At 67.4% G+C, this 18,165-nt stretch carries 22 protein-coding genes; 9 read left to right on the top strand and 13 right to left on the bottom strand.

Annotation, left to right across the window (positions count from 1 at the left end; all coding sequences use genetic code 11):
* Positions 1-7: 7 nt before the first annotated feature.
* The 3 genes from A5724_RS01405 to A5724_RS01395 are packed head-to-tail and all read left to right on the top strand — an operon-like array spanning position 8 to position 3,154.
* A complete protein-coding gene (locus tag A5724_RS01405) occupies positions 8-1,732 on the top strand; it encodes an alpha/beta-hydrolase family protein (RefSeq protein WP_067795009.1) in 1,725 nt (574 codons plus the stop codon).
* Positions 1,732-2,373: a CPBP family intramembrane glutamic endopeptidase gene (locus A5724_RS01400; protein ID WP_067795006.1), complete on the top strand. Its 642-nt coding sequence runs from the start codon at positions 1,732-1,734 to the stop codon at positions 2,371-2,373. Before A5724_RS01405 ends, A5724_RS01400 begins: the two co-directional genes overlap by 1 nt.
* The gene (locus tag A5724_RS01395; RefSeq protein ID WP_067795005.1) at positions 2,360-3,154 is read left to right on the top strand and encodes an SDR family NAD(P)-dependent oxidoreductase; all 795 of its coding nucleotides are present in this window, start codon (positions 2,360-2,362) and stop codon (positions 3,152-3,154) included. The genes A5724_RS01400 and A5724_RS01395 overlap by 14 nt, the downstream gene beginning before the upstream one ends.
* Before the next feature lie 111 nt (positions 3,155-3,265).
* Here the strand turns inward: A5724_RS01395 and A5724_RS01390 are convergent, their stop codons facing one another.
* The gene (locus tag A5724_RS01390) at positions 3,266-4,459 is read right to left on the bottom strand and encodes an MCE family protein (protein ID WP_067795002.1); all 1,194 of its coding nucleotides are present in this window, start codon (positions 4,457-4,459) and stop codon (positions 3,266-3,268) included.
* A gap of 16 nt (positions 4,460-4,475) precedes the next feature.
* Here A5724_RS01390 and A5724_RS01385 point away from each other — a divergent pair, with 16 nt between their 5' ends.
* Both A5724_RS01385 and purF read left to right on the top strand, forming a co-directional pair.
* A complete protein-coding gene (locus A5724_RS01385) occupies positions 4,476-4,874 on the top strand; it encodes a sterol carrier family protein (RefSeq protein ID WP_067794999.1) in 399 nt (132 codons plus the stop codon).
* Positions 4,875-4,985: 111 nt separating this feature from the next.
* Positions 4,986-6,518 (top strand): amidophosphoribosyltransferase, encoded by a 1,533-nt coding sequence (gene purF, locus A5724_RS01380; RefSeq protein WP_067794996.1) that lies wholly within the window; start codon positions 4,986-4,988, stop codon positions 6,516-6,518.
* Here the strand turns inward: purF and A5724_RS01375 are convergent.
* Positions 6,515-7,444 carry an NAD(P)H-binding protein gene (locus A5724_RS01375; protein WP_197518510.1) on the bottom strand — a complete coding sequence of 310 codons (930 nt, stop codon included), beginning with the start codon at positions 7,442-7,444 and terminating at the stop codon, positions 6,515-6,517. The genes purF and A5724_RS01375 overlap by 4 nt on opposite strands.
* Positions 7,445-7,478: 34 nt before the next feature.
* A complete protein-coding gene (locus A5724_RS01370) occupies positions 7,479-7,904 on the bottom strand; it encodes a cupin domain-containing protein (RefSeq protein ID WP_067794993.1) in 426 nt (141 codons plus the stop codon).
* Between the two features lie 108 nt (positions 7,905-8,012).
* Here A5724_RS01370 and purM point away from each other — a divergent pair, with 108 nt between their 5' ends.
* Complete coding sequence (purM, locus tag A5724_RS01365; protein ID WP_067795656.1) at positions 8,013-9,086, top strand: phosphoribosylformylglycinamidine cyclo-ligase; 1,074 nt, start codon at positions 8,013-8,015, stop codon at positions 9,084-9,086.
* Positions 9,087-9,091: 5 nt separating this feature from the next.
* Here the strand turns inward: purM and A5724_RS01360 are convergent, their stop codons facing one another.
* Both A5724_RS01360 and A5724_RS01355 read right to left on the bottom strand, forming a co-directional pair.
* Positions 9,092-9,274 carry a DUF3073 domain-containing protein gene (locus A5724_RS01360; RefSeq protein WP_067794991.1) on the bottom strand — a complete coding sequence of 61 codons (183 nt, stop codon included), beginning with the start codon at positions 9,272-9,274 and terminating at the stop codon, positions 9,092-9,094.
* A gap of 149 nt (positions 9,275-9,423) precedes the next feature.
* Positions 9,424-10,497, bottom strand: a complete 1,074-nt coding sequence (locus A5724_RS01355) for a folate-binding protein YgfZ (protein ID WP_067794986.1) — start codon at positions 10,495-10,497, stop codon at positions 9,424-9,426.
* 34 nt (positions 10,498-10,531) lie between these two features.
* Here A5724_RS01355 and A5724_RS01350 point away from each other — a divergent pair, with 34 nt between their 5' ends.
* The 3 genes from A5724_RS01350 to A5724_RS01340 all read left to right on the top strand — a co-directional run bounded on the left by A5724_RS01350 (position 10,532) and on the right by A5724_RS01340 (position 13,495).
* On the top strand, positions 10,532-11,440 hold the full coding sequence (locus A5724_RS01350) for an aminodeoxychorismate lyase (protein WP_067794983.1): 909 nt from the start codon (positions 10,532-10,534) through the stop codon (positions 11,438-11,440).
* Between the two features lie 32 nt (positions 11,441-11,472).
* Positions 11,473-12,381, top strand: coding sequence for an adenylate/guanylate cyclase domain-containing protein (locus A5724_RS01345; RefSeq protein ID WP_232004661.1), 909 nt, complete (start codon positions 11,473-11,475; stop codon positions 12,379-12,381).
* A gap of 271 nt (positions 12,382-12,652) precedes the next feature.
* The gene (locus A5724_RS01340) at positions 12,653-13,495 is read left to right on the top strand and encodes an ABC transporter substrate-binding protein (RefSeq protein ID WP_232004660.1); all 843 of its coding nucleotides are present in this window, start codon (positions 12,653-12,655) and stop codon (positions 13,493-13,495) included.
* 253 nt (positions 13,496-13,748) lie between these two features.
* Here the strand turns inward: A5724_RS01340 and A5724_RS01330 are convergent, their stop codons facing one another.
* The 8 genes from A5724_RS01330 to lmeA form a co-directional block, all read right to left on the bottom strand.
* Entirely contained in the window at positions 13,749-14,378 is a 630-nt protein-coding gene (locus A5724_RS01330) for an FABP family protein (protein WP_067794974.1), read from the bottom strand.
* Positions 14,379-14,536: 158 nt separating this feature from the next.
* The gene (locus tag A5724_RS01325; protein ID WP_067794971.1) at positions 14,537-14,845 is read right to left on the bottom strand and encodes a DUF732 domain-containing protein; all 309 of its coding nucleotides are present in this window, start codon (positions 14,843-14,845) and stop codon (positions 14,537-14,539) included.
* Between the two features lie 138 nt (positions 14,846-14,983).
* On the bottom strand, positions 14,984-15,286 hold the full coding sequence (locus A5724_RS01320) for a DUF1416 domain-containing protein (protein WP_067794968.1): 303 nt from the start codon (positions 15,284-15,286) through the stop codon (positions 14,984-14,986).
* A 1-nt stretch (position 15,287) separates the two neighbouring features.
* Positions 15,288-16,121, bottom strand: coding sequence for a sulfurtransferase (locus A5724_RS01315; RefSeq protein ID WP_067794965.1), 834 nt, complete (start codon positions 16,119-16,121; stop codon positions 15,288-15,290).
* Between the two features lie 35 nt (positions 16,122-16,156).
* On the bottom strand, positions 16,157-16,627 hold the full coding sequence (locus tag A5724_RS01310) for a DUF4395 domain-containing protein (RefSeq protein ID WP_067794963.1): 471 nt from the start codon (positions 16,625-16,627) through the stop codon (positions 16,157-16,159).
* Between the two features lie 91 nt (positions 16,628-16,718).
* Positions 16,719-16,811 carry an Ms5788A family Cys-rich leader peptide gene (locus A5724_RS35055; protein WP_369830593.1) on the bottom strand — a complete coding sequence of 31 codons (93 nt, stop codon included), beginning with the start codon at positions 16,809-16,811 and terminating at the stop codon, positions 16,719-16,721.
* Between the two features lie 29 nt (positions 16,812-16,840).
* Entirely contained in the window at positions 16,841-17,263 is a 423-nt protein-coding gene (locus A5724_RS01305) for a thioredoxin family protein (protein ID WP_067794960.1), read from the bottom strand.
* Positions 17,260-18,057 carry a mannan chain length control protein LmeA gene (gene lmeA / locus A5724_RS01300; protein WP_067794957.1) on the bottom strand — a complete coding sequence of 266 codons (798 nt, stop codon included), beginning with the start codon at positions 18,055-18,057 and terminating at the stop codon, positions 17,260-17,262. The genes A5724_RS01305 and lmeA overlap by 4 nt, the downstream gene beginning before the upstream one ends.
* Positions 18,058-18,165: the final 108 nt, after the last annotated feature.

The following is an 18,165-nucleotide window of genomic DNA, read 5'->3' as shown; positions in this document are numbered from 1 at the left end:
CCTTCGGGTGACCGGGGCGGCCAAAGAACGACATCCGCTACTCGTCTGGGCGTGGAGCCTGGTCCACCTCGACTTCACCGGGGTGGCCGTCGGCGCACTGTTCTTCTGCCTCTCGTTGACCCCGTCGCTGCTGCCGCGTGACTGGCTGTTCCAGGGGCTGATCGGTGGGCTCACCGCCGCGATCGGTTACGGCATCGGCGCGTTCCTGGAAAGAATGGTGCGGCGCTTCGTGTTACGCCGCAGGGACTGGTGGCCACCGTCGAAGCGGCTGCTGTACGCGTTGAAAACGGTGGTCGTCGTCGGATCCGTGGCGGCGTGCGTGTTGATGATGATCCCCGCGGCGGCCTGGCAGCGTCAGGTCTCGGCGGTGATGGGCATGGAGGGCCCGAACACGCTGGGATACATGCGCACCCTGATCATCGCGCTGGTTGTCGGCGCGGTGTGCGTCGCAGTGGCGCGGGTGCTGCTCGACGTGATCAAAACCATGGCCCGGTACTTGATTCGACGGTGGCATCTGCACGACGAGATGGCGCTGTTCATCGGCACCGCCATCGTGGTGGTACTGGCCGTGACGCTCATCAACGGCGTCCTGGTGCGTGGTTTCCTGGCCGGCGCGAACCGGGTATTTCAGCCGCAGAACAGCACCACCCGCGAGGGCATCGTGCAGCCGGTGCAGCCCGAAAGATCAGGCAGCCCAGCGTCATACGCGCCGTGGGACACGCTCGGCTACCAGGGCCGCAACTTCGTCGCGACGGGCCCGCACGCCGACGAGCTGACCCGGTTGAACGGCAGGCCCGCCAAGGAACCCGTCCGGGTGTACGTCGGGCTGAACACCGCCGAGGACGACGAGAGCCGAATGGCGGTGCTGCTGAGCGAACTCGAACGCACTGGCGCCTTCGACCGCAAGCTGCTCGTCATCATCCCGACCACCGGCACCGGATGGATCAACCCGGTGGCCGCCCGGTCGCTCGAGATGATGTACAACGGCGACACCGCGCTGGTCGGATCGCAATATTCCTTTCTGCCCAGCTGGATCTCGTTCCTCGGCGACAAAGACAAATCGATGCGCTCCGGACGGATGATGATCGACGCCATCCATCAACGGTGGATGCAGTTGCCCGCCGACCGCAGGCCGAAGCTGGTGCTCTACGGCGAAAGCCTCGGATCGATGGCCGGGCAGGGCGCATTCGGGTGGCTGCCCGACATCTCCCGGATGGGCTTCTCCTCGGTGCTGTGGGTGGGCCCGCCCAACGCGAGCCCGATCTGGAGCGGCCTCATCGCCCGCCGCGACCCCGGCACCACCGAGGTCGAACCGCGCTACGACAACGGCCGCACGGTGCGGTTCTCACAAGGCAACGACGCCAACGAGATCCATGACGACACGATGGCGCCGTGGGAGGGCACCCGGGTGCTGTTCCTGCAGCATCCGTCGGACCCGATCGTGTGGTGGTCGGAGAATCTGCTGTTCACCCGGCCCGACTGGCTGAGGGAGCCGCCGGGCCGGGACCGGACCGCGTCGATGCGCTGGTATCCCATCATCACCTTCTGGCAAGTCGCGGCCGACATGACGAATGCGTCGTCGGTGCCAGGTGGGCACGGCCACAACTACGGCGACTTCGTGCTCGACGGTTGGGCCGCCGTCGCCCCGCCGGACGGCTGGACCCAGGACGACACCGAACGCATCCGCATCGCGCTGCAGAAGACCGAGTCCGAAGACGGGCCCGAATACTGATGCGGCCAAGCAAGACTCGCGCTCTCGGTCTTGCCGCGGCACTGGTCGGCTGGAGCTTCGCCGCGCCTCGGGTGCGCTGGCACCCGGTCCCGAACGCGTCGCTGGGCACCGGCCTGGTCGCAATCACGCGGTCCCCGCTGGGGTTTCGCCCGCCCACCGTGTGGTCGGGTATCCGGCACGGCCTCGCGGCGGGCGCGGTCGCGGCGCTGGGCATCGCCGCCGTGTCGGCGCTGCCGCCGGTGCGCGACGCGATGGCCGAACGCGAATTGCCCGAGCGAACCGCCCGCTGGCTGCTGCTGAGCATCCCGGTCGGCACAGTGTGGCCGGAGGAGGCCGCCTACCGGGCCACGCTGGGCACCGTCGCCGAAGCGGCATTCGGCCCGACCCGCGGCAGGCTGCTGCAGGCCGCGGCGTTCGGTCTGTGGCACATCGTCGACGCCCGCGTCACCGGGCAACCGGTCGCGGGCACCGTGCTGGCGACCGGCGCAGCGGGCTGGGTATTCGGTTGGCTGCACGCGAGATCGGGCAGCGTGATCGCGCCGATACTGCTGCACCTGGCGATCAACGAGGCCGCCGGGTTGACCGCACTCGGCGTACAACGCCGCGCGAGGCGGCTAGGGTCGCCCAATGGTCAGCGTTGAGCGCGCACGTTCGCGCACATTTGTCGTCACCGGCGCCTCGTCAGGTATCGGCCTTGCGACTGTCAGGCAGCTGCTGGCCGAGGGTGGCACCGTCGTCGGAACCGACATTGCCGACCCGCCAGACGATCTCGGTGATCGCTTCGGCTTCGTGGCGGCCGACATCACTGACGAAGACGCCGTCGGTGCCGTGTTCGCCGCTGTGCCTGCGCGACTCGACGGAGTGGTGCACTGCGCGGGTGTCGCGGGCGGCGGGCCGATCCACCTGCTGCCTCGCGACGAGTGGGAGCGGGTGATACGGATAAACCTCACCGGGACGTTTCTGGTGGTCAAGGCGGCGGTGGCCCGGATGATCGAACAACCGCGCGTCGGCGGGGAACGCGGATCGGTGGTGACGCTCGCCAGCATCGAGGGCCTCGAAGGCACGGCGGGCGGCAGTGCGTACAACGCCGCAAAGGGCGGTGTCGTGTTGCTGACCAAGAACATTGCGCTCGACTACGGCCCCAGCGGAATCCGGGCGAATGCCATCTGCCCCGGCTTCATCGACACCCCGATGCTCGACAGCGTGTTGGGCCTCGACGGCATGGAGGGCCCGCTGCGTTCGATCACAGAAGAGCACGCGCTTGGGCGCCGCGGCCAACCGGACGAGGTGGCCGCAATGGCGGCTTTCCTTGTATCCCTTGATGCGTCGTTCGTGACCGGGCAGGCGATCGCCGTCGACGGTGGCTACACGGCGGGCCGCGATCACGGTGTCGTCAAGCTGTTCGGGTTTCCTGTCGACTGACGTCGGCGGCCCGCCTTGGTTGGTTCTTGATCCAGGCGTCGCGGCGATCTATGTTGCCGTCCGGCTGGATGGTGGCCAACGTAGAACCGCAAGGGAAGTTCATGTCAACGCTCACGGGTTGATCGTGTTCTCGCCGACTTGTCGACCCCACACGTAGTCGATCAGGATCGGTTGGCCGAGTTCGAAATGGTTGTACGGTGCGATCGATGCACCGGTGTCCATCACCAGGTACGGGGCGGGCCACAGGTCCCGCGAGATGTCCTGCCAGCAGCCCGGCCTGCCTTCCGGCCCGCCGCGGGCCTTGGTCCGCGGCAGGTTGTCGGGATAGACGTACGGGTTGCCGCCGCCGCCAACCGTGCCCGACGAGGAGGCCAGCGAATAGCCGTTGCCGCCCAGCGCCTTGGCGACCTGCTTCTGGACGACCGAGAACTTGCGAATAGTGCAGAAGATCATGCCCCGGTAATCGTCGAGAAGTCGCGTCGTCGGAACCAGGTCGGCGGCGCCGCGGACCAGATACGGCCCGCCACGCTCGAGGCTGTCCGCGGCGTCGTCGGCAAACCCGACCGCGGCCATCAACACCTCATCGATGTCGGCGCGGTACTCGTTGAAAGTCTGCGCGGTCCGCAGCGCGTGCCCGAGGCCGTCCCACAGGTCGGGCGACGCGTCGGCGTAGATGTCTGCCAGGTCGGCCAGCCCGCGGTTGTCGGCGGCGATCTGCGGCATCTGCGGATTCAGCTGGCCGAGGATCTGATTGCCGTTCTCCAGCGATTCGCCGAATTGATCGCCAAGGCCGGTCAGCGCCTCGGCGGCCGCGGCCAGCGTCTGGTTCAGCTTGATGGGGTCCACCTGCTCGGCGATCGCGGAGACCGTCTCGAACAGCGTGTTGAACTCTGTCGTGACGGCCGAGGCGTCGATCACGTCGATGGAGGTAATCCGTTGCGGCGTCGGGCTTTTCGGAGAACTCAGGGAGATGTACTTGTTGCCGAACACCGTGGTGGCCTTGATCTCGGCGGCGACGTTGGCCGGGATGAACTGCACGTAGCGACGGTTGACGTCGAGCGTGAGTTTGGCCTTCTGGTCATCCATCGCGATCCGCGCCACCCGGCCGATCTGCACGCCGTTGTAGGTCACCTTCGATCCCCGTTCGACGACGAGGCCTGCCCGGGGTGACAGCAGGGTCAACTGGATGTTGTCGGTGAGCGCGCCGCGAAAGGCGAGAAAGATGAAAACCGCGACGGCCACCGCGATCGCCAGGAAGACCGCGCCAGCCGTTTTGTAGGGCGGTCGGTGGCGGTCGACGAGCACTTTGAGAATCTAAGGTATGGCCGCCCGCCGCAGTGCCGATCCGGCGAAGACCCGCGCCGCCGTTTCCGCAGTTCTCGAGTGGTTGAAAGACGCAGGCAGGCCCGAACCTGGCCGCACCGAACTGGGCGAGGCGGTGCGGTTGACCGCCCGCACCCTTGCGGCCGTCGCGCCGGGCGCCAGCGTCGAGGTCCGGGTGCCTCCTTTTGTTGCGGTGCAATGTATTTCGGGGCCTGCGCACCGCCGCGGGAACCCACCGAACGTCGTCGAGGCGGATCCGCGCACGTGGCTGTTGCTGGCCACGGGCCTGCTCGACGTGGAAGGCGCCGCCGCGACGGGCGGCCTGCAGTTGTCCGGATCGCGTGCGTGTGAGATAGCCCACTGGTTGCCGCTGGTCGGCGTCGACGGAAATGTCTGAGCTAGACAGTTTGTTGGTGTGTCACGCGACACCGCGTCGCGATTCCGTGATTACTCGGTGGTAGCCGTAGACTGGGTGCGTCTACCCCCCCGCCCTGGGAGCAGCCATATCGTGACCGGCCCGCAGACCGATCCAGAACCCCGCGAAGAGTGTGGCGTATTCGGCGTCTGGGCGCCGGGCGAAGAAGTCGCCAAACTCACCTACTACGGCCTGTACGCGCTTCAGCACCGCGGCCAGGAAGCGGCAGGCATCGCTGTCGCCGACGGTTCGCAGGTGCTGGTGTTCAAGGATCTCGGTCTGGTCAGCCAGGTCTTCGATGAGCAGACGCTGGCCGCGATGGAAGGCCACGTCGCCATCGGCCACTGCCGGTACTCCACCACCGGCTCCACCACCTGGGAGAACGCCCAGCCGGTGTTCCGCAACACCGCTGCAGGCACCGGCGTCGCGCTCGGCCACAACGGCAACCTGGTCAACGCCACCGAGTTGGCCGCCCGCGCCCGCGAAGCCGGTCTGTTAGGCACCCGCGGCGCTCCCGCCGCGACCACCGACTCCGACATTCTGGGCGCGCTGCTGGCCCACGGCGCCGCCGACTCCACGCTCGAGCAGGCGGCGTTGGAACTGCTGCCGACTGTGCGCGGCGCGTTCTGCCTGACGTTCATGGATGAGAACACCCTATATGCGGCGCGCGACCCGTACGGGGTGCGGCCGTTGTCGCTCGGCCGGCTGGACCGCGGCTGGGTGGTCGCCTCCGAGACCGCGGCACTCGACATCGTCGGTGCGTCGTTCGTCCGCGACATCGAGCCGGGCGAACTGCTGGCCATCGACGCCGACGGCGTGCGCTCCACCCGCTTCGCGAATCCCGAACCGAAGGGCTGCGTTTTCGAGTACGTGTATCTGGCCCGGCCGGACAGCACGCTTGCGGGCCGGTCGGTGCACAAGACCCGCGTCGACATCGGCAGGGCGCTGGCTCGTGAGCATCCCATCGACGCCGACCTGGTGATCGGTGTGCCCGAGTCCGGCACACCTGCAGCGGTCGGTTACGCGCAGGAGTCGGGCATCCCCTACGGGCAGGGCCTGATGAAAAACGCCTATGTGGGACGGACTTTCATCCAGCCGTCGCAGACCATCCGGCAGTTGGGCATTCGTCTGAAGCTCAACCCGCTCAAGGAAGTCATCCGCGGCAAGCGGCTGATCGTCGTCGACGATTCGATCGTGCGCGGCAACACGCAGCGAGCGCTGGTCCGAATGTTGCGCGAGGCGGGGGCCATCGAGGTGCATGTGCGGATCGCCTCCCCGCCGGTGAAGTGGCCGTGCTTCTACGGCATCGACTTCGCAACGCCGGCGGAGTTGATCGCCAACGCGAAGAGCATGGAGGCGAACGAGGCCGATATGACCGAGGCAGTGCGGCACGCCATCGGTGCCGACACGCTGGGCTACATCTCGCAGGCCGGCATGATCGCGGCCACCGAGCAGCCGGCATCGCGGCTGTGTTCGGCCTGCTTCGACGGCAACTACCCGATCGAACTGCCCGGCGAAGCGGCGTTGGGCAAGAACGTGATCGAGCAGATGCTCACCACTGCGGCACGCACGGGCATCCCGGTGCAGGCCGACAACGACAATGCGTCAGCGCTGCGCAGGCCCTAGCGCGGGCCTGCCCAACTCGGATCACTCGGCAGCGGACCCTCCTGCAAGGCGCGCGCGACCGCGTCGCGGTAGCCGGTCAGGCCGGTCGGCGGCGGCGCGATGACGTCGTCGATGTCTGAATTACCCATCACCGCATCGCATTCCAGCGATTCGATCAGCGGACGCGCAAGGCCGGGCGGCATCGGTGTGACAAGCCCGATCCAGAGGCTCGCGATCGTAGGGGTCAGGAACGGCAGTGCCACGATCAACCGCCTGCGCAGCCCGGCCACTTCGGCATAGGTCTGCAGCGCGTCGCCGTACTCCATCACGTCCGGTCCGCCGATGTCCCACGCCCGCGAGGACGGGACACGCGCCGTCGCCGCTTCGGTCAGGTAGTGCAGCACATCGTCGATCGCGATCGGCTGGATCTTGTTGTGCACCCATTTCGGCGCCGTCATCGCGGGCAGCCGGTTGGTCAGGTGCCGGATCATCTCGAACGAGGCCGAACCGGAACCGACCACTATTCCTGCTTGCAGCACAACGGTTTCCACACCGGAATCCACCAGGACATCACCGACCGCGGTTCGCGACCGCAGATGCGGCGACAGGTCGGCGCCTACTGGGTGCAGGCCGCCCAGATACACCAACCGGCGCACGCCCGCCTGCTTGGCGGCAGCCGCCACATTGCGTGCCGCGCGTGCCTCTTCGGCGACGAAATCCTTGGCGGTGCCCATCGAGTGCACCAGGTAGTAGACGACGTCCACCCCGTCGAACGCCGCGGTCAGCGAGTCCGGTTCGCCGAGATCCCCGCGGACGACGTCGACACGTTCACGCCATTCGGCGCCGCCGAGTTTGTCGGGGTTGCGGGCCATCGCGCGCACGGCATGGCCGTTGTCGAGTAGTCGCGGCGTCAGCCGGCCGCCGATGTAGCCGGTCGCGCCCGTCACCAAGCAGCGGATGTCGTCACCCCCCGATCTGGCCCTATCCGCAGCCGGGATCGGGCACTTCCACAGCCAGCGGAGTACCCGCGGGCTGGATGTAATCAACCCAGAGTTTCACCACACCGGGACCGAGGTTGCGGCCGTTGTGTGCCGCGTTGGGTCCGCTTTCCTCGGTGACCGCCGAGCCTTGCGGAGACGCGATGACAGAACAGTCGCCCATGGTGCGGGTCAGCGTGCCCTCGCGGACGACGCCGAACACCCGGCCGTCGTGGTAGTGCCAGCCGGTGCTGCCGCCGGGTTGGATCGTGATCTCGCGGGTGATGTAGTCGACGCCGTCGACCGTCGCCTGGGAGATGGTCACCGCGTCGGTCATGATCGGCGCCGTGGCGGACGCCGTCGCCGCCATGGCCGTGGCGGCGGGCATGATCGCCGTGCCGAGGAGCGCAAACCAGCGAACTGTTTTCATGGTCGGTCACATTCCCACACCGGGCGCGTTCATGGCGGTCGATGTGGCAGAACCGCTGCGGTTCGACCGGTTACCCAGCGGTGGGCAACGACGGTAGCCTTGCTATCGATGACGGATCAAGCCGAACAACACGGCATCTCCTACGCATCGGCTGGTGTGGACATCGAAGCCGGTGACCGCGCCGTCGAACTGTTCAAGCCGCTGGCCAAGAAGGCCACCAGGCCTGAAGTTCGAGGCGGACTGGGCGGATTCGCCGGGTTGTTCGCATTACGCGGCGGCTATCGCGAGCCGCTGCTGGCGTCGTCGACCGACGGTGTCGGCACCAAGCTGGCTGTCGCGCAGGCCATGGACAAGCACGACACGGTCGGTATCGACCTGGTCGCGATGGTGGTCGACGACCTGGTGGTGTGCGGGGCCGAACCCCTGTTCCTGCAGGACTACATCGCCGTCGGCCGGACCGTGCCCGAGCGGGTCAGCGAATTGGTGTCAGGCATCGCCAACGGCTGCGTGATGGCGGGCTGCGCGCTGCTCGGCGGCGAGACCGCCGAGCATCCGGGGCTGATGGCGCCCGACCACTACGACATCTCGGCCACCGGCGTCGGCGTGGTGGAGGCCGACGACGTGCTCGGGCCCGAGCGGGTCAAACCGGGCGATGTGATCATCGCGATGGCGTCGACCGGGCTGCATTCCAACGGGTACTCGCTGGCGCGCAAGGTGCTGCTCGACATCGACCGGATGAACCTGGCCGGGCATGTCGAGGAGTTCGGCCGCACACTCGGGGAAGAACTGCTGGAGCCCACCCGCATCTACGCCAAGGACTGCTTGGCGCTTGCCGCCGAGACCCAGGTGCGCACCTTCTGCCATGTCACCGGCGGCGGGTTGGCTGGGAACTTGGAACGGGTCATCCCGCCCGGGCTGGTCGCCGAGATCGACCGCGGCACGTGGACGCCCGCGCCCGTCTTCGGGATGATCGCGCAGCGTGGCCGCGTCGAGCGGGTGGAGATGGAGAAGACGTTCAACATGGGTGTCGGCATGGTGGCCGTCGTCGCGCCGGAGGACACCGACCGCGCGCTGGCCGTACTCACCGCCAGGCATCTGGACTGCTGGACCTTGGGCACCGTCAAGAAGGGCAGCAAGGACAGTCCCCGTGCCAGCCTGGTGGGCCAGCACCCGCGCTTCTAGAGGGGTTAGCGCCGCCAGTCGTCCTCGGCGGCCCAATCGTCGGTCTCGGTGTCGGCGCCGTTGAGATCGCCGGAGTCGTCGGAACCTGCCAGCTCGCGCTGTAGCCGTTCGAAATCCGTCTGCGGTGAGCTGTATTTAAGCTCACGAGCAACCTTGGTCTGCTTTGCCTTAGCCCGGCCGCGGCCCATGGGGGTACCCCCTCGCGCAATAACGGAGCGGCCCAATATCAGGCGGCTCCGATCTGTGTGTCTTTATTGTCCTGCCAACACTTTACCGTGCCCGGCTGTTGTGCGCTGGCAGGCCCGGTCACGGCCGAGCCGCGAAACAGGCGATTGCGTCAACGCGCTCGGCCGCGTAGCTGTTCCACGGCGAGCCGGCCGGCGCCCACCGCGTCGGCGGGTGGCACCGAGTCGGGGTCGATGACGGCCGCGACGGCCGCCTCGCCGCCGGTGGTCAACGGGGTATCCGCCGGCAGCCCGCGCTTGACCAGGGCCAGGGCGACGGCACCTTCGTCGACGTGGTCGACCACGGTGCCCACTCGGCCGACCGGCCGGCCGCCGGCCAGCAGCGGGTCGCCGGTCGCGGGCCGATCGGCGGAACCGTCGAGATGCACGAGCACCAACATCCGGGGCGGTTTACCCAGGTTATGGACCCGGGCGACGGTTTCCTGGCCTCGGTAGCAGCCCTTGTCCAGGTGCACGGCGGTGCCGATCCAGCCGACCTCGTGCGGGATGGTCCGCTCGTCGGTGTCGACGCCGAGGCGGGGCCGCAGCGCCGCGACGCGATGCGCTTCATAAGCCCACACGCCGGCGGCGCGCACGCCCGCATCGACGAGTCGCTGCCGTCGCTGACCGGCCTGCTCGCTGGGCACCGCGAGGTCCAGTTCCAAGCGGTCACCTGGCATTCTGCGCAGGAATCCGCCGCCGGGCAGCGCTACGGCCGTGCCTTCGGCGGGTAGCGCGGCCACCCCGAGAGCGTCGAGCACCTGTTGGTCGGCCAGCCGGGGGCCGAGCAGTGACAACACCGCCAAGTCGGCGGGTTCCACGGCGACGTCGGACCAGAACACCATTTTGCGGAGGTAGGCCAGCAGCGGTTCGCCGCGCCACGGTTCGGTGTCCAGATATGTGACGCCATCGAGCTCAGTCTGAACCCAGTGATCTTCGACACGGCCCTGCCCGTCGAGGCTCAGATTCTCGGTGACCGCGCCGTCGGGAAGCTCGCTGACGTGCTGAGACGAGATGCTGTGCAGCCAGGTCTTGCGGTCGGCGCCGGTGAGCGTCAGGACCGCGCGGTGCGAGCGGTCGACGACGATGGCGGCCTCGGCGGCCGCGCGCTGCTCACCGAGCGGATCGCCGTAGTGCCACACGGCCCCCGCATCCGGTCCGGTCTCTGGGGCGGGAACTGCGGACATGTCCTCAACTCTACGAGGGCTACGCTTCTACGCCATGGCCAGCGCACCCGGAGTCGTCGTCACCCTCGACGGCGAACTGCACGACCCCGCGGCACCCCTGCTCTTCGCAGACGACCTGGCCGCCGTCCGCGGTGACGGTGTCTTCGAGACGCTGTTGGTGCGCGACGGCAGGCCATGCCTGCTGGAGGCGCACCTCGCCCGGTTGACGCAGTCGGCGCGGATGACCGATCTGCCCGAACCCGAGCTGCCGCAGTGGCGGGCCGCCGTGGCGGCCGGCGTCGAGCGGTGGATCGCCGATGGCGGCGACGAAGGCGTGCTGCGGCTGGTGTACAGCAGGGGCAGGGAGAGCGGATCGCCGCCGACCGGAGCCGCTGGGTCGGCGACATCATGCACCGCATATGCGACGATCGGGCAGCTGCCCGCGCGGGTCGCCGACGCCCGTCGCAAGGGGGTTTCCGCCATGACGCTGGCGCGCGGCCTGCCGTCGGACTGCGCGTCCGAGATGCCGTGGTTGTTGGCTGGCGCGAAGACCTTGTCGTACGCGGTGAACATGGCCGCGCTGCGGCACGCCGAGCGGCACGGCGCGGGCGACGTGATCTTCGTCAGCTCGGACGGCAACGTGCTGGAGGGGCCGCGCTCGACGGTGGTGATCGCGACGGAACTCGACGGCGCCCCAGCGCTTCTGACACCGCCGCCGTGGTATCCGATTTTGCGTGGTACCACGCAGCAGGCGCTGTTCGAGGTGGCCCGCAGCAAGGGCTACGACTGCGACTACCGCAACCTGACCCCGCCGGATCTCTTTGAGGCGCAAGGGGTTTGGTTGGTGTCGAGCATCACGCTCGCCGCCCGGGTGCACACCCTCGACGGCAAGCTGCTACCCCCTGCGCCGATGGCGGCCGATCTCGCCGAACTGGTCGACGCGGCAATCGTGTCCGATCGCTGAATATTGAACGGTGGATGCGACATGCTTAGTGAGTGGGGGAGCAGCCCGCAGATGAACGGCTGACTCGGTATCAACGCATGGCGTTGCGTCGGCTGATGAAGCACGCCGGTTTGCGACCGGGCCAGCCTCTGACCTCGAACGAATGGCAGGCCTACTTCGAGTTCTCCACCGTCAGAAGCACACGGGCGGTACATCGGGTAATGCGCGCATTGCCGTCCAGCCCGCGATGCGGCATGTGTGGGGCGCCGTTCGCAGGCCTCGGCAGCCGGTTCGTTCGGCCGCTGGGCTTCCGGCCGTCGCGCAAGAATCCGAACTTGTGCGCGACGTGCGTCGAATTGGCGCCGCCCGGCGGCATCACCACAGAGGTGGGTGTCATGTTCGCCGACCTGCGCGGGTTCACCGCGCGTTCCGAATCCATCACGCCGCAGGAGGCGACCGCGCTGTTGCGACGCCTGTATTCCGTCGCCGAGGACGTGCTGTTCCCGGAAGCGCTGATCGACAAGTTGATCGGCGACGAGGTGATGGCGCTGTATCTGCCGATCTTCGTCACAGGAAGCTCCTTCAAGCCGCAAGACGCAGACCGGCGAACGGTGGCGAAGGTCATGCTCGAGCACGCCCGCCTGCTGCTCGCCGGTCTCGGCTACGGAAGTCGGGAGGGCCCCGCCCTCGACCTCGGTATCGGCCTCGACTACGGCGAGGCATTCGTCGGAAACATCGGCGGAAGCGGCGCCATCAGTGACTTCACCGCGATTGGCGACGTGGTGAACACCGCGGCCCGGCTACAGGGGTGCGCGGGCAGCGGGGAGGTGGTGGTCGCCCAACGCCTCGCCGACTTCCTCGACGAACCCGTCGGGCCGCTCGAACATCTTGCCGTGAAAGGCAAGCACGAACCCGTCGCCGCCCAACGCGCGCGCTGGTTCCAAACCCCGGCGCATCCCTAAATCGGTTGTCGCCGTGCGGATACGCAGGTACCGTCGCCTGTACACAAGGAAGGAGGTGGTCCGACCAATTGAGTGACTTACGGACATGTGAGGTGGCTGCGAGCTAGCAGCACCGGGGAGTCTCCTGCGCGCGCCGGCGAATTCCCCGCAGTCACCCGGCCCCCGAGCCCCTCGGTTTTGTCCAACCAGGTACGACGGCTCGGGGGCCGCTTCATGCCTTGACCGGCCTGATACTGGCACCAGTTGACTCGGGTGCGCGATGATGCATGGCGTGCGGCGGGTGGTCGGAGTGGCGGTGGCGGCCCTCGTCGCGGTGAGCACGGCATGTGCTCCGATCTCATACAAGACCGCGGCCCCTACCGCCGACAAATGTAAGAAGGACGCGTTGAAGACGCTGTACTCCGGCATCTTCACCTTCGGCACCGACCAACCGGTGTACCCGCCGTGGTACATGGGCGACAATCCAGCCAGCGGTGAGGGGTTCGAAGCGGCGGTGGCCTACGCCGTCGCGGCCAAGATGGACTACACGCCCGACGAGGTGCGGTGGGTGCGGGTGCCGTTCAATGCGGCGCTGGCACCGGGCCCCAAGACCTTCGACGCCAACCTCTCCGAGTTTTCGATCACCGAACAGCGCAGGGCTGCAGTCGATTTCTCATCACCGTATTTCACGGTGACACAGGGCGTCGTCACGGTGAAGTCGTCGCCAGCTGCGACCGTCACGACCGTGCGCGGGCTGAAGAAGCTGCGGCTGGGTGTCCAGGTCGGCACCACCAGCTACACGGCGGCGGAGTCGGTGAACGGCGACATCCCGATCGAGGTGTACAACACCAACGGTGACGCCAAGATGGCCCTCAGCACCGGTGAGATCGACGCGTTGGTGGCCGATCTACCCACCGCGTTCGCGGTCGCAAACGAATTGCGCCACGGCCTGATGGTGGGTCAATTGCCAAGTGCCCCAGGCGATGTAGAGCAGCTCGGCATCGTGCTCGACAAGGGCAGCGGGTTGACCAGGTGCGTCTCGTGGGCCGTCGAGGAGCTGCACGGCGACGGCACCCTGGCCCGCCTCGAGCAGACGTGGTTGGCCGATGTGGGCAGGGCGCCGCTGCTGGCTTAGCCTGCGGGCCCTGGCGCGAACGAGGAGCATGCCTGCATCGCCTGGTGCCAGGCGTTCTGGTCGACGCCGGGCGGTGGACCCGCGACCGGACCCGAGGCGGCAGGCACGCCGTGCTCGCTGAGACAGTGCGCGAGACTGCCGTGGCCGGCCGGAGCGACCGATGGCGAAGTTTGTTCCGGAGCAGGCGAATTCGACGAGCACGCCGCGAGCAGTCCTGCCGCGGCAACCCCCGCGGCCAGCGCAAGCCGCCGCACTAGCCGACGAACCTGGACAGCCGCGCGGACAGATGCGGTACCAGCCCGCCGTCGGCGTCGACGCGTTCTTCGACATACGCCAGGTCGCCGCCCTCGATGATGCCGTAGAGCCTCTTGGCGCCGCCGACCAGCATTCCCGACTTGCTGCGAGCCAACGCATCGGTGACCAGTTCCCACGACGACTGGTTGCGGGGGCTGCCGTAGAACAGTTCGATGTAGCCCGCCGAATGTGCGAGCAGCAGTTCGATGGCCTGGGACTCCGACGGATCGGCGGGATCGTCCACGAAGCGCCAGAAGCCGGTCTCGCGCAGGCCGGGCGCCTCGTATTCACCGCTGTCGTTGAGCCGCCACGACCGCGCCTCCCAGTTCAGGTAGTCACCGCCGTCGTGCGACACCACGATCTGTTGGCCGAACCGGTAGTCACCGGTGGCGCCGCGGCCCTCGCCCTCGCCGCGCCACACCCCGACCAGCGGAAGCAGTGCCAGCAGGGCGTCGCTGAAGTGGGCGCCTTCCCGCAGGTTCGCGGTATCCGCCGGCAGCGGCAAATCGTCGAACACCGGGATGTTGCGGGCCGCCGTGCTCTTGGCTCGTTCGGCCGCCGCGGCGACGGCGTCGTCGCCGGAGGTCACGACTCGTCGGTGATGAGGCGATAGAGCGAGTACAGCGCGAACCACGTGATCACCACGACGGTCGCGACGAGCATGATCTCGAAGAACAACACCACGGCGATGAGTCTAGCCGCCCACCGATTCTCGGCGGTGATGGTGGCTCAAGATCACGCGGGCGCTCAGCGGTGACCGGGGCACAACGTATTGGTCGCGGCGCTGATGAAACTCGTCGTCAGACCCTTGTTGTTGCCAAGGCCCTTGGAGACGTACGAAACGACGTCGTCGTACGGGTCGCCCTTGGCCAGCTTGGCGCAAACATTGTGACCTGCGCTGATGAGGTTGAGTCCCACCTGCGGCGGGAACGAGATGCCGCTCCTGGTCAGAGCGGCGAGGAAGTCGTCGTCCGGGCTGGCCGTCGACGCAGGAGCGGTAGCTATGGCGAGGAGGGCGAAGAGTGTTGTCGCGAATCCCCCAATTGCGAATTTCATGATCGGCCCTGTTCATCGTGGTTGTCCCGTGCGACAGCGCGGGAGCTACCACAATGGTGAGCCGGTCCAGCAAATTTTGGAGCGTTTTCGCGGCGAAAGCCGTTCTGCGGCCGGTCCACCCGGCCGCAGCCTCCGGCGTCAGGCGACCTTGACGTCGACCTCGTGGATGCCCGCCCCGGACGGTGCCACGCTCGCATCGCCGTTGCCCGCAGGCGACAGCGCGCGCAGCGTCCATGTACCTGGCGCAGCGAAGAACCGGAAGTCACCGGTTGCCGACGCGACGACCTCGGCGGTGAACTCGTCAGAGGAGTCCAGCAGGCGCACGAACGCGCCGCCGACCGCCTGACCCGCGCCGTCGACGACGCGACCGGTGATCACCGTCTCCTTCTCGAGATCAACGCTGGCAGGCAACGTCAGTCCTTGCTTCGGTGCAGAGCACATATCAACTTCCCAACTCGATCGGGGCACCCACCAGGGAGCCGTATTCCGTCCAACTGCCGTCGTAGTTCTTGACGTTCTTGTGTCCCAACAGTTCCTGCAGCACGAACCAGGTGTGCGACGAGCGCTCACCGATGCGGCAATACGCGATGGTTTCCTTCTCGCCGTCGAGGCCGGCCTCGGCGTACAACTTGGCCAGCTCCTCATCCGACTTGAAGGTGCCGTCCTCGTTGGCCGCCTTGCTCCACGGAACGTTGATGGCGCCGGGGATATGCCCGGGCCGCTGGCTTTGCTCCTGCGGCAGGTGCGCGGGCGCGAGGATCTTGCCGGAGAACTCGTCGGGGGAGCGCACGTCGACGAGGTTCTTCTGGTTGATCGCCGCGATGACCTCATCGCGGAAGGCGCGGATGCTGTTGTCCGGGGCCTTGGCGGTGTAGCTGGTCTCCGGACGCTTCACCGACTCCTTCGACAGCGGGCGCCCGTCGAGCTCCCACTTCTTGCGGCCGCCGTCGAGCAGCTTGACGTTCTCGTGGCCGTACAGCTTGAAGTACCAGTAGGCGTATGCAGCGAACCAGTTGTTGTTGCCGCCGTAGAGGATCACGGTGTCGTCGTTGGAGATGCCGCGCTCGGAGAGCAGTTTGGAGAACTGCTGCTGGTCAACGAAATCCCGGCGCACCGGATCCTGCAGATCGGTCTTCCAGTCGAGCTTGACGGCGCCCTCGATGTGGCCGCCGTCGTAGGCGCTGGTGTCCTCGTCGACCTCGACGAAAACGGTGTTAGGCGCGTTGAGATTGCTCTCGGCCCAGTCCGTACTGACCAGGACGTCGGAGCGTGCCATGAACGAAATCCTTTCGATTGCTTACTGTTTGAGCGTTATGCGGTGGACGGTGCACTCGCCCTTGAGCGGACGCGTGCGACGAGCGGGTAGATCTGGCAGCCGAGGCAGATGCCGAAGGCCGCATTGAGAAACGCCGCCACAAGCGCGAAGCCGGTGGCGATCAAGCCGAGAAGTTCGACGCCCGAGGCGAATCCGACGACGCCGACGACCGCGAACACGAAGCCGACCAACTGCGCGAACTTCAGCGGTGCGACCGGTTCCTTCTCGGCGACTGGCCCCAGCCTGGGCGCGACGAAGCGGCCGAAGATCAATCCGTAGGGATGCCGGCGCGGTCCCTGCCACGCGCCGACGGCGAAGACGACGGCCTGGGCGCCGAGGATCACGGCAGCGGCGACCGGGCTGGCGCCCGCGGCGAGCAGAGTCGCCACGATCACGGCCGTCGTCACCCATGCGGCGAACCGGGGACCGCGCACATCCACCTGCGTGGCTGTGGTGTTGGTCGACATGAAGCAGACTCCTGTTGCGTTGGGAGGGGCTGGGCATGAGCAGGCCTGACCGGCTGCTCCGAGCGGACGCGCTTAACTCGCGCGGCTGCGCTCAGCAGCTACAACAACAACAGCAACAACCCGCGACGCGGCACAGATCGACTGCGCGGCGCTTGGTGAGCATCGGCTCGAGGCGGGCGTACACGGCAGACAGCTTACCCAACGACAGGGTGATCAAGCCAACAGCGGTTGCACCGCGGACCGCAGGTCAGCGGCGCTGGGGACGCCGCTGGTCCGATACCGCGGCCGGCCGTCGGCGTCGAAGATCAACGTCGTCGGCAGCGACAGCACCGAAAGCCGCCGGGCGGCTTCGGGATTGACGTCCATGTCGATCTCGACGTGCGCGACACCGGGCAGTTCCCCGCACACCTGGTCCACCACCCGTCGCACCGCGGCGCACGGCCCGCACCACTCCGCGCTGAAATGCAGGATCGTCGGTCCGCTTTCGGAAAGTCCCAGGCCCGAGGTGTCGACGTCGCTGGCCTCGGCGGCGGCTTTCAACATCCCGGCGCGCAGCGTGAGCAGCCTGCCGACGACGAAGGCGACGCCCAGTGCCGCGATCAGCACCGTGACGGCCAGCACCATCGAAGAGCTCATGACAATCGAAACCGATCAAGCGGGACGGTTACTCCCTTGGTAATGCCCTCAATGATGATGTCCGAACCCCGGGCCCCCTCGCTGGTGGGTCGGACCCCGAACGGCAGCTTCTGCCCGGGCATGCTGGTGCTGAACGCGGCCAGCACCGCGGGCAGTTTGTCTTCGGGAATCTCCTGGTCAGCGGTGCCTGGCCCGGTCAGCACCCCGGTCCCGGTGAAGATCAGCGTCGTCTGGTCCGGCCCACTGATCGACAGATCGACGGCGATACTGACCTTCTTGTCGTAATCCGCCTTCCTGGGAGTGCCGGTGAACACCAGTCCCCGGTTGCTCGAGATGCCCGACTCGGTGGTGCCGCCCGTCGCATCGTTGGTCTCCCGTGACGGCGCCTCGACCAGCAGGTCAGGGATGCCCATGAAGCGGCCGACGTGGGTCGAGTCGATGATGATGCGGCTTTCCACCTCACCGACCGGCAGGCTGGCGTCCGGACCGATCAACCAGGACGTCTGGGAGGCGTCGACCTGGTGCAGGGTCGCCTCGAGTCCGACCTTGCCGACGACAGGGTGATCCACGCCACTGGCCTTGATCTCGATTTCGTTGTACCGATCGCGGCTGGCCTGGGTGATGAACGGAAAGCCCAGGATGCTGACCCACGGGTCGAAATCCAGGTTCGCGGCCGTGCGCACGCTTCTGGCCAGGTGATATTCGGCGTAGATGGCGGCGCCGAAGTCGGTTCCGACGGCGCCGACGACCACCGCGGTTACCGTCGCGATCGCACCGGTCAGCAGCTTCCGCACCCGGACATTCTGGCCTACGGGCGGCCCGCCTCCCTGTTCGGCGCGGCTAACGAGCAGGTGGCGCGCTATCGTTAGATGACTAACGGCCGGGTAACGGCCGTATGTCAG

This window comes from Mycobacterium sp. ACS1612, assembly GCF_001667505.1.
GTDB lineage: Bacteria > Actinomycetota > Actinomycetes > Mycobacteriales > Mycobacteriaceae > Mycobacterium.
This window is presented reverse-complemented; position numbering and strand designations above follow the sequence as displayed.

Bases quoted from the DNA above. Each gene is read 5' to 3' on its own strand.
- A5724_RS01320 (WP_067794968.1), bottom strand. From the start codon at position 15,286: ATGTGCTCTGCACCGAAGCAAGGACTGACGTTGCCTGCCAGCGTTGAT.
- A5724_RS01310 (WP_067794963.1), bottom strand. From the start codon at position 16,627: ATGTCGACCAACACCACAGCCACGCAGGTGGATGTGCGCGGTCCCCGG.
- A5724_RS01350 (WP_067794983.1), top strand. From the start codon at position 10,532: ATGGCCAGCGCACCCGGAGTCGTCGTCACCCTCGACGGCGAACTGCAC.
- A5724_RS01360 (WP_067794991.1), bottom strand. From the start codon at position 9,274: ATGGGCCGCGGCCGGGCTAAGGCAAAGCAGACCAAGGTTGCTCGTGAG.
- A5724_RS01370 (WP_067794993.1), bottom strand. From the start codon at position 7,904: ATGAAAACAGTTCGCTGGTTTGCGCTCCTCGGCACGGCGATCATGCCC.
- A5724_RS01355 (WP_067794986.1), bottom strand. From the start codon at position 10,497: ATGTCCGCAGTTCCCGCCCCAGAGACCGGACCGGATGCGGGGGCCGTG.
- A5724_RS01385 (WP_067794999.1), top strand. From the start codon at position 4,476: ATGGCCGCCCGCCGCAGTGCCGATCCGGCGAAGACCCGCGCCGCCGTT.
- A5724_RS01400 (WP_067795006.1), top strand. From the start codon at position 1,732: ATGCGGCCAAGCAAGACTCGCGCTCTCGGTCTTGCCGCGGCACTGGTC.
- A5724_RS01305 (WP_067794960.1), bottom strand. From the start codon at position 17,263: ATGAGCTCTTCGATGGTGCTGGCCGTCACGGTGCTGATCGCGGCACTG.
- purM (WP_067795656.1), top strand. From the start codon at position 8,013: ATGACGGATCAAGCCGAACAACACGGCATCTCCTACGCATCGGCTGGT.
- A5724_RS01325 (WP_067794971.1), bottom strand. From the start codon at position 14,845: ATGAAATTCGCAATTGGGGGATTCGCGACAACACTCTTCGCCCTCCTC.
- A5724_RS01315 (WP_067794965.1), bottom strand. From the start codon at position 16,121: ATGGCACGCTCCGACGTCCTGGTCAGTACGGACTGGGCCGAGAGCAAT.
- A5724_RS01395 (WP_067795005.1), top strand. From the start codon at position 2,360: ATGGTCAGCGTTGAGCGCGCACGTTCGCGCACATTTGTCGTCACCGGC.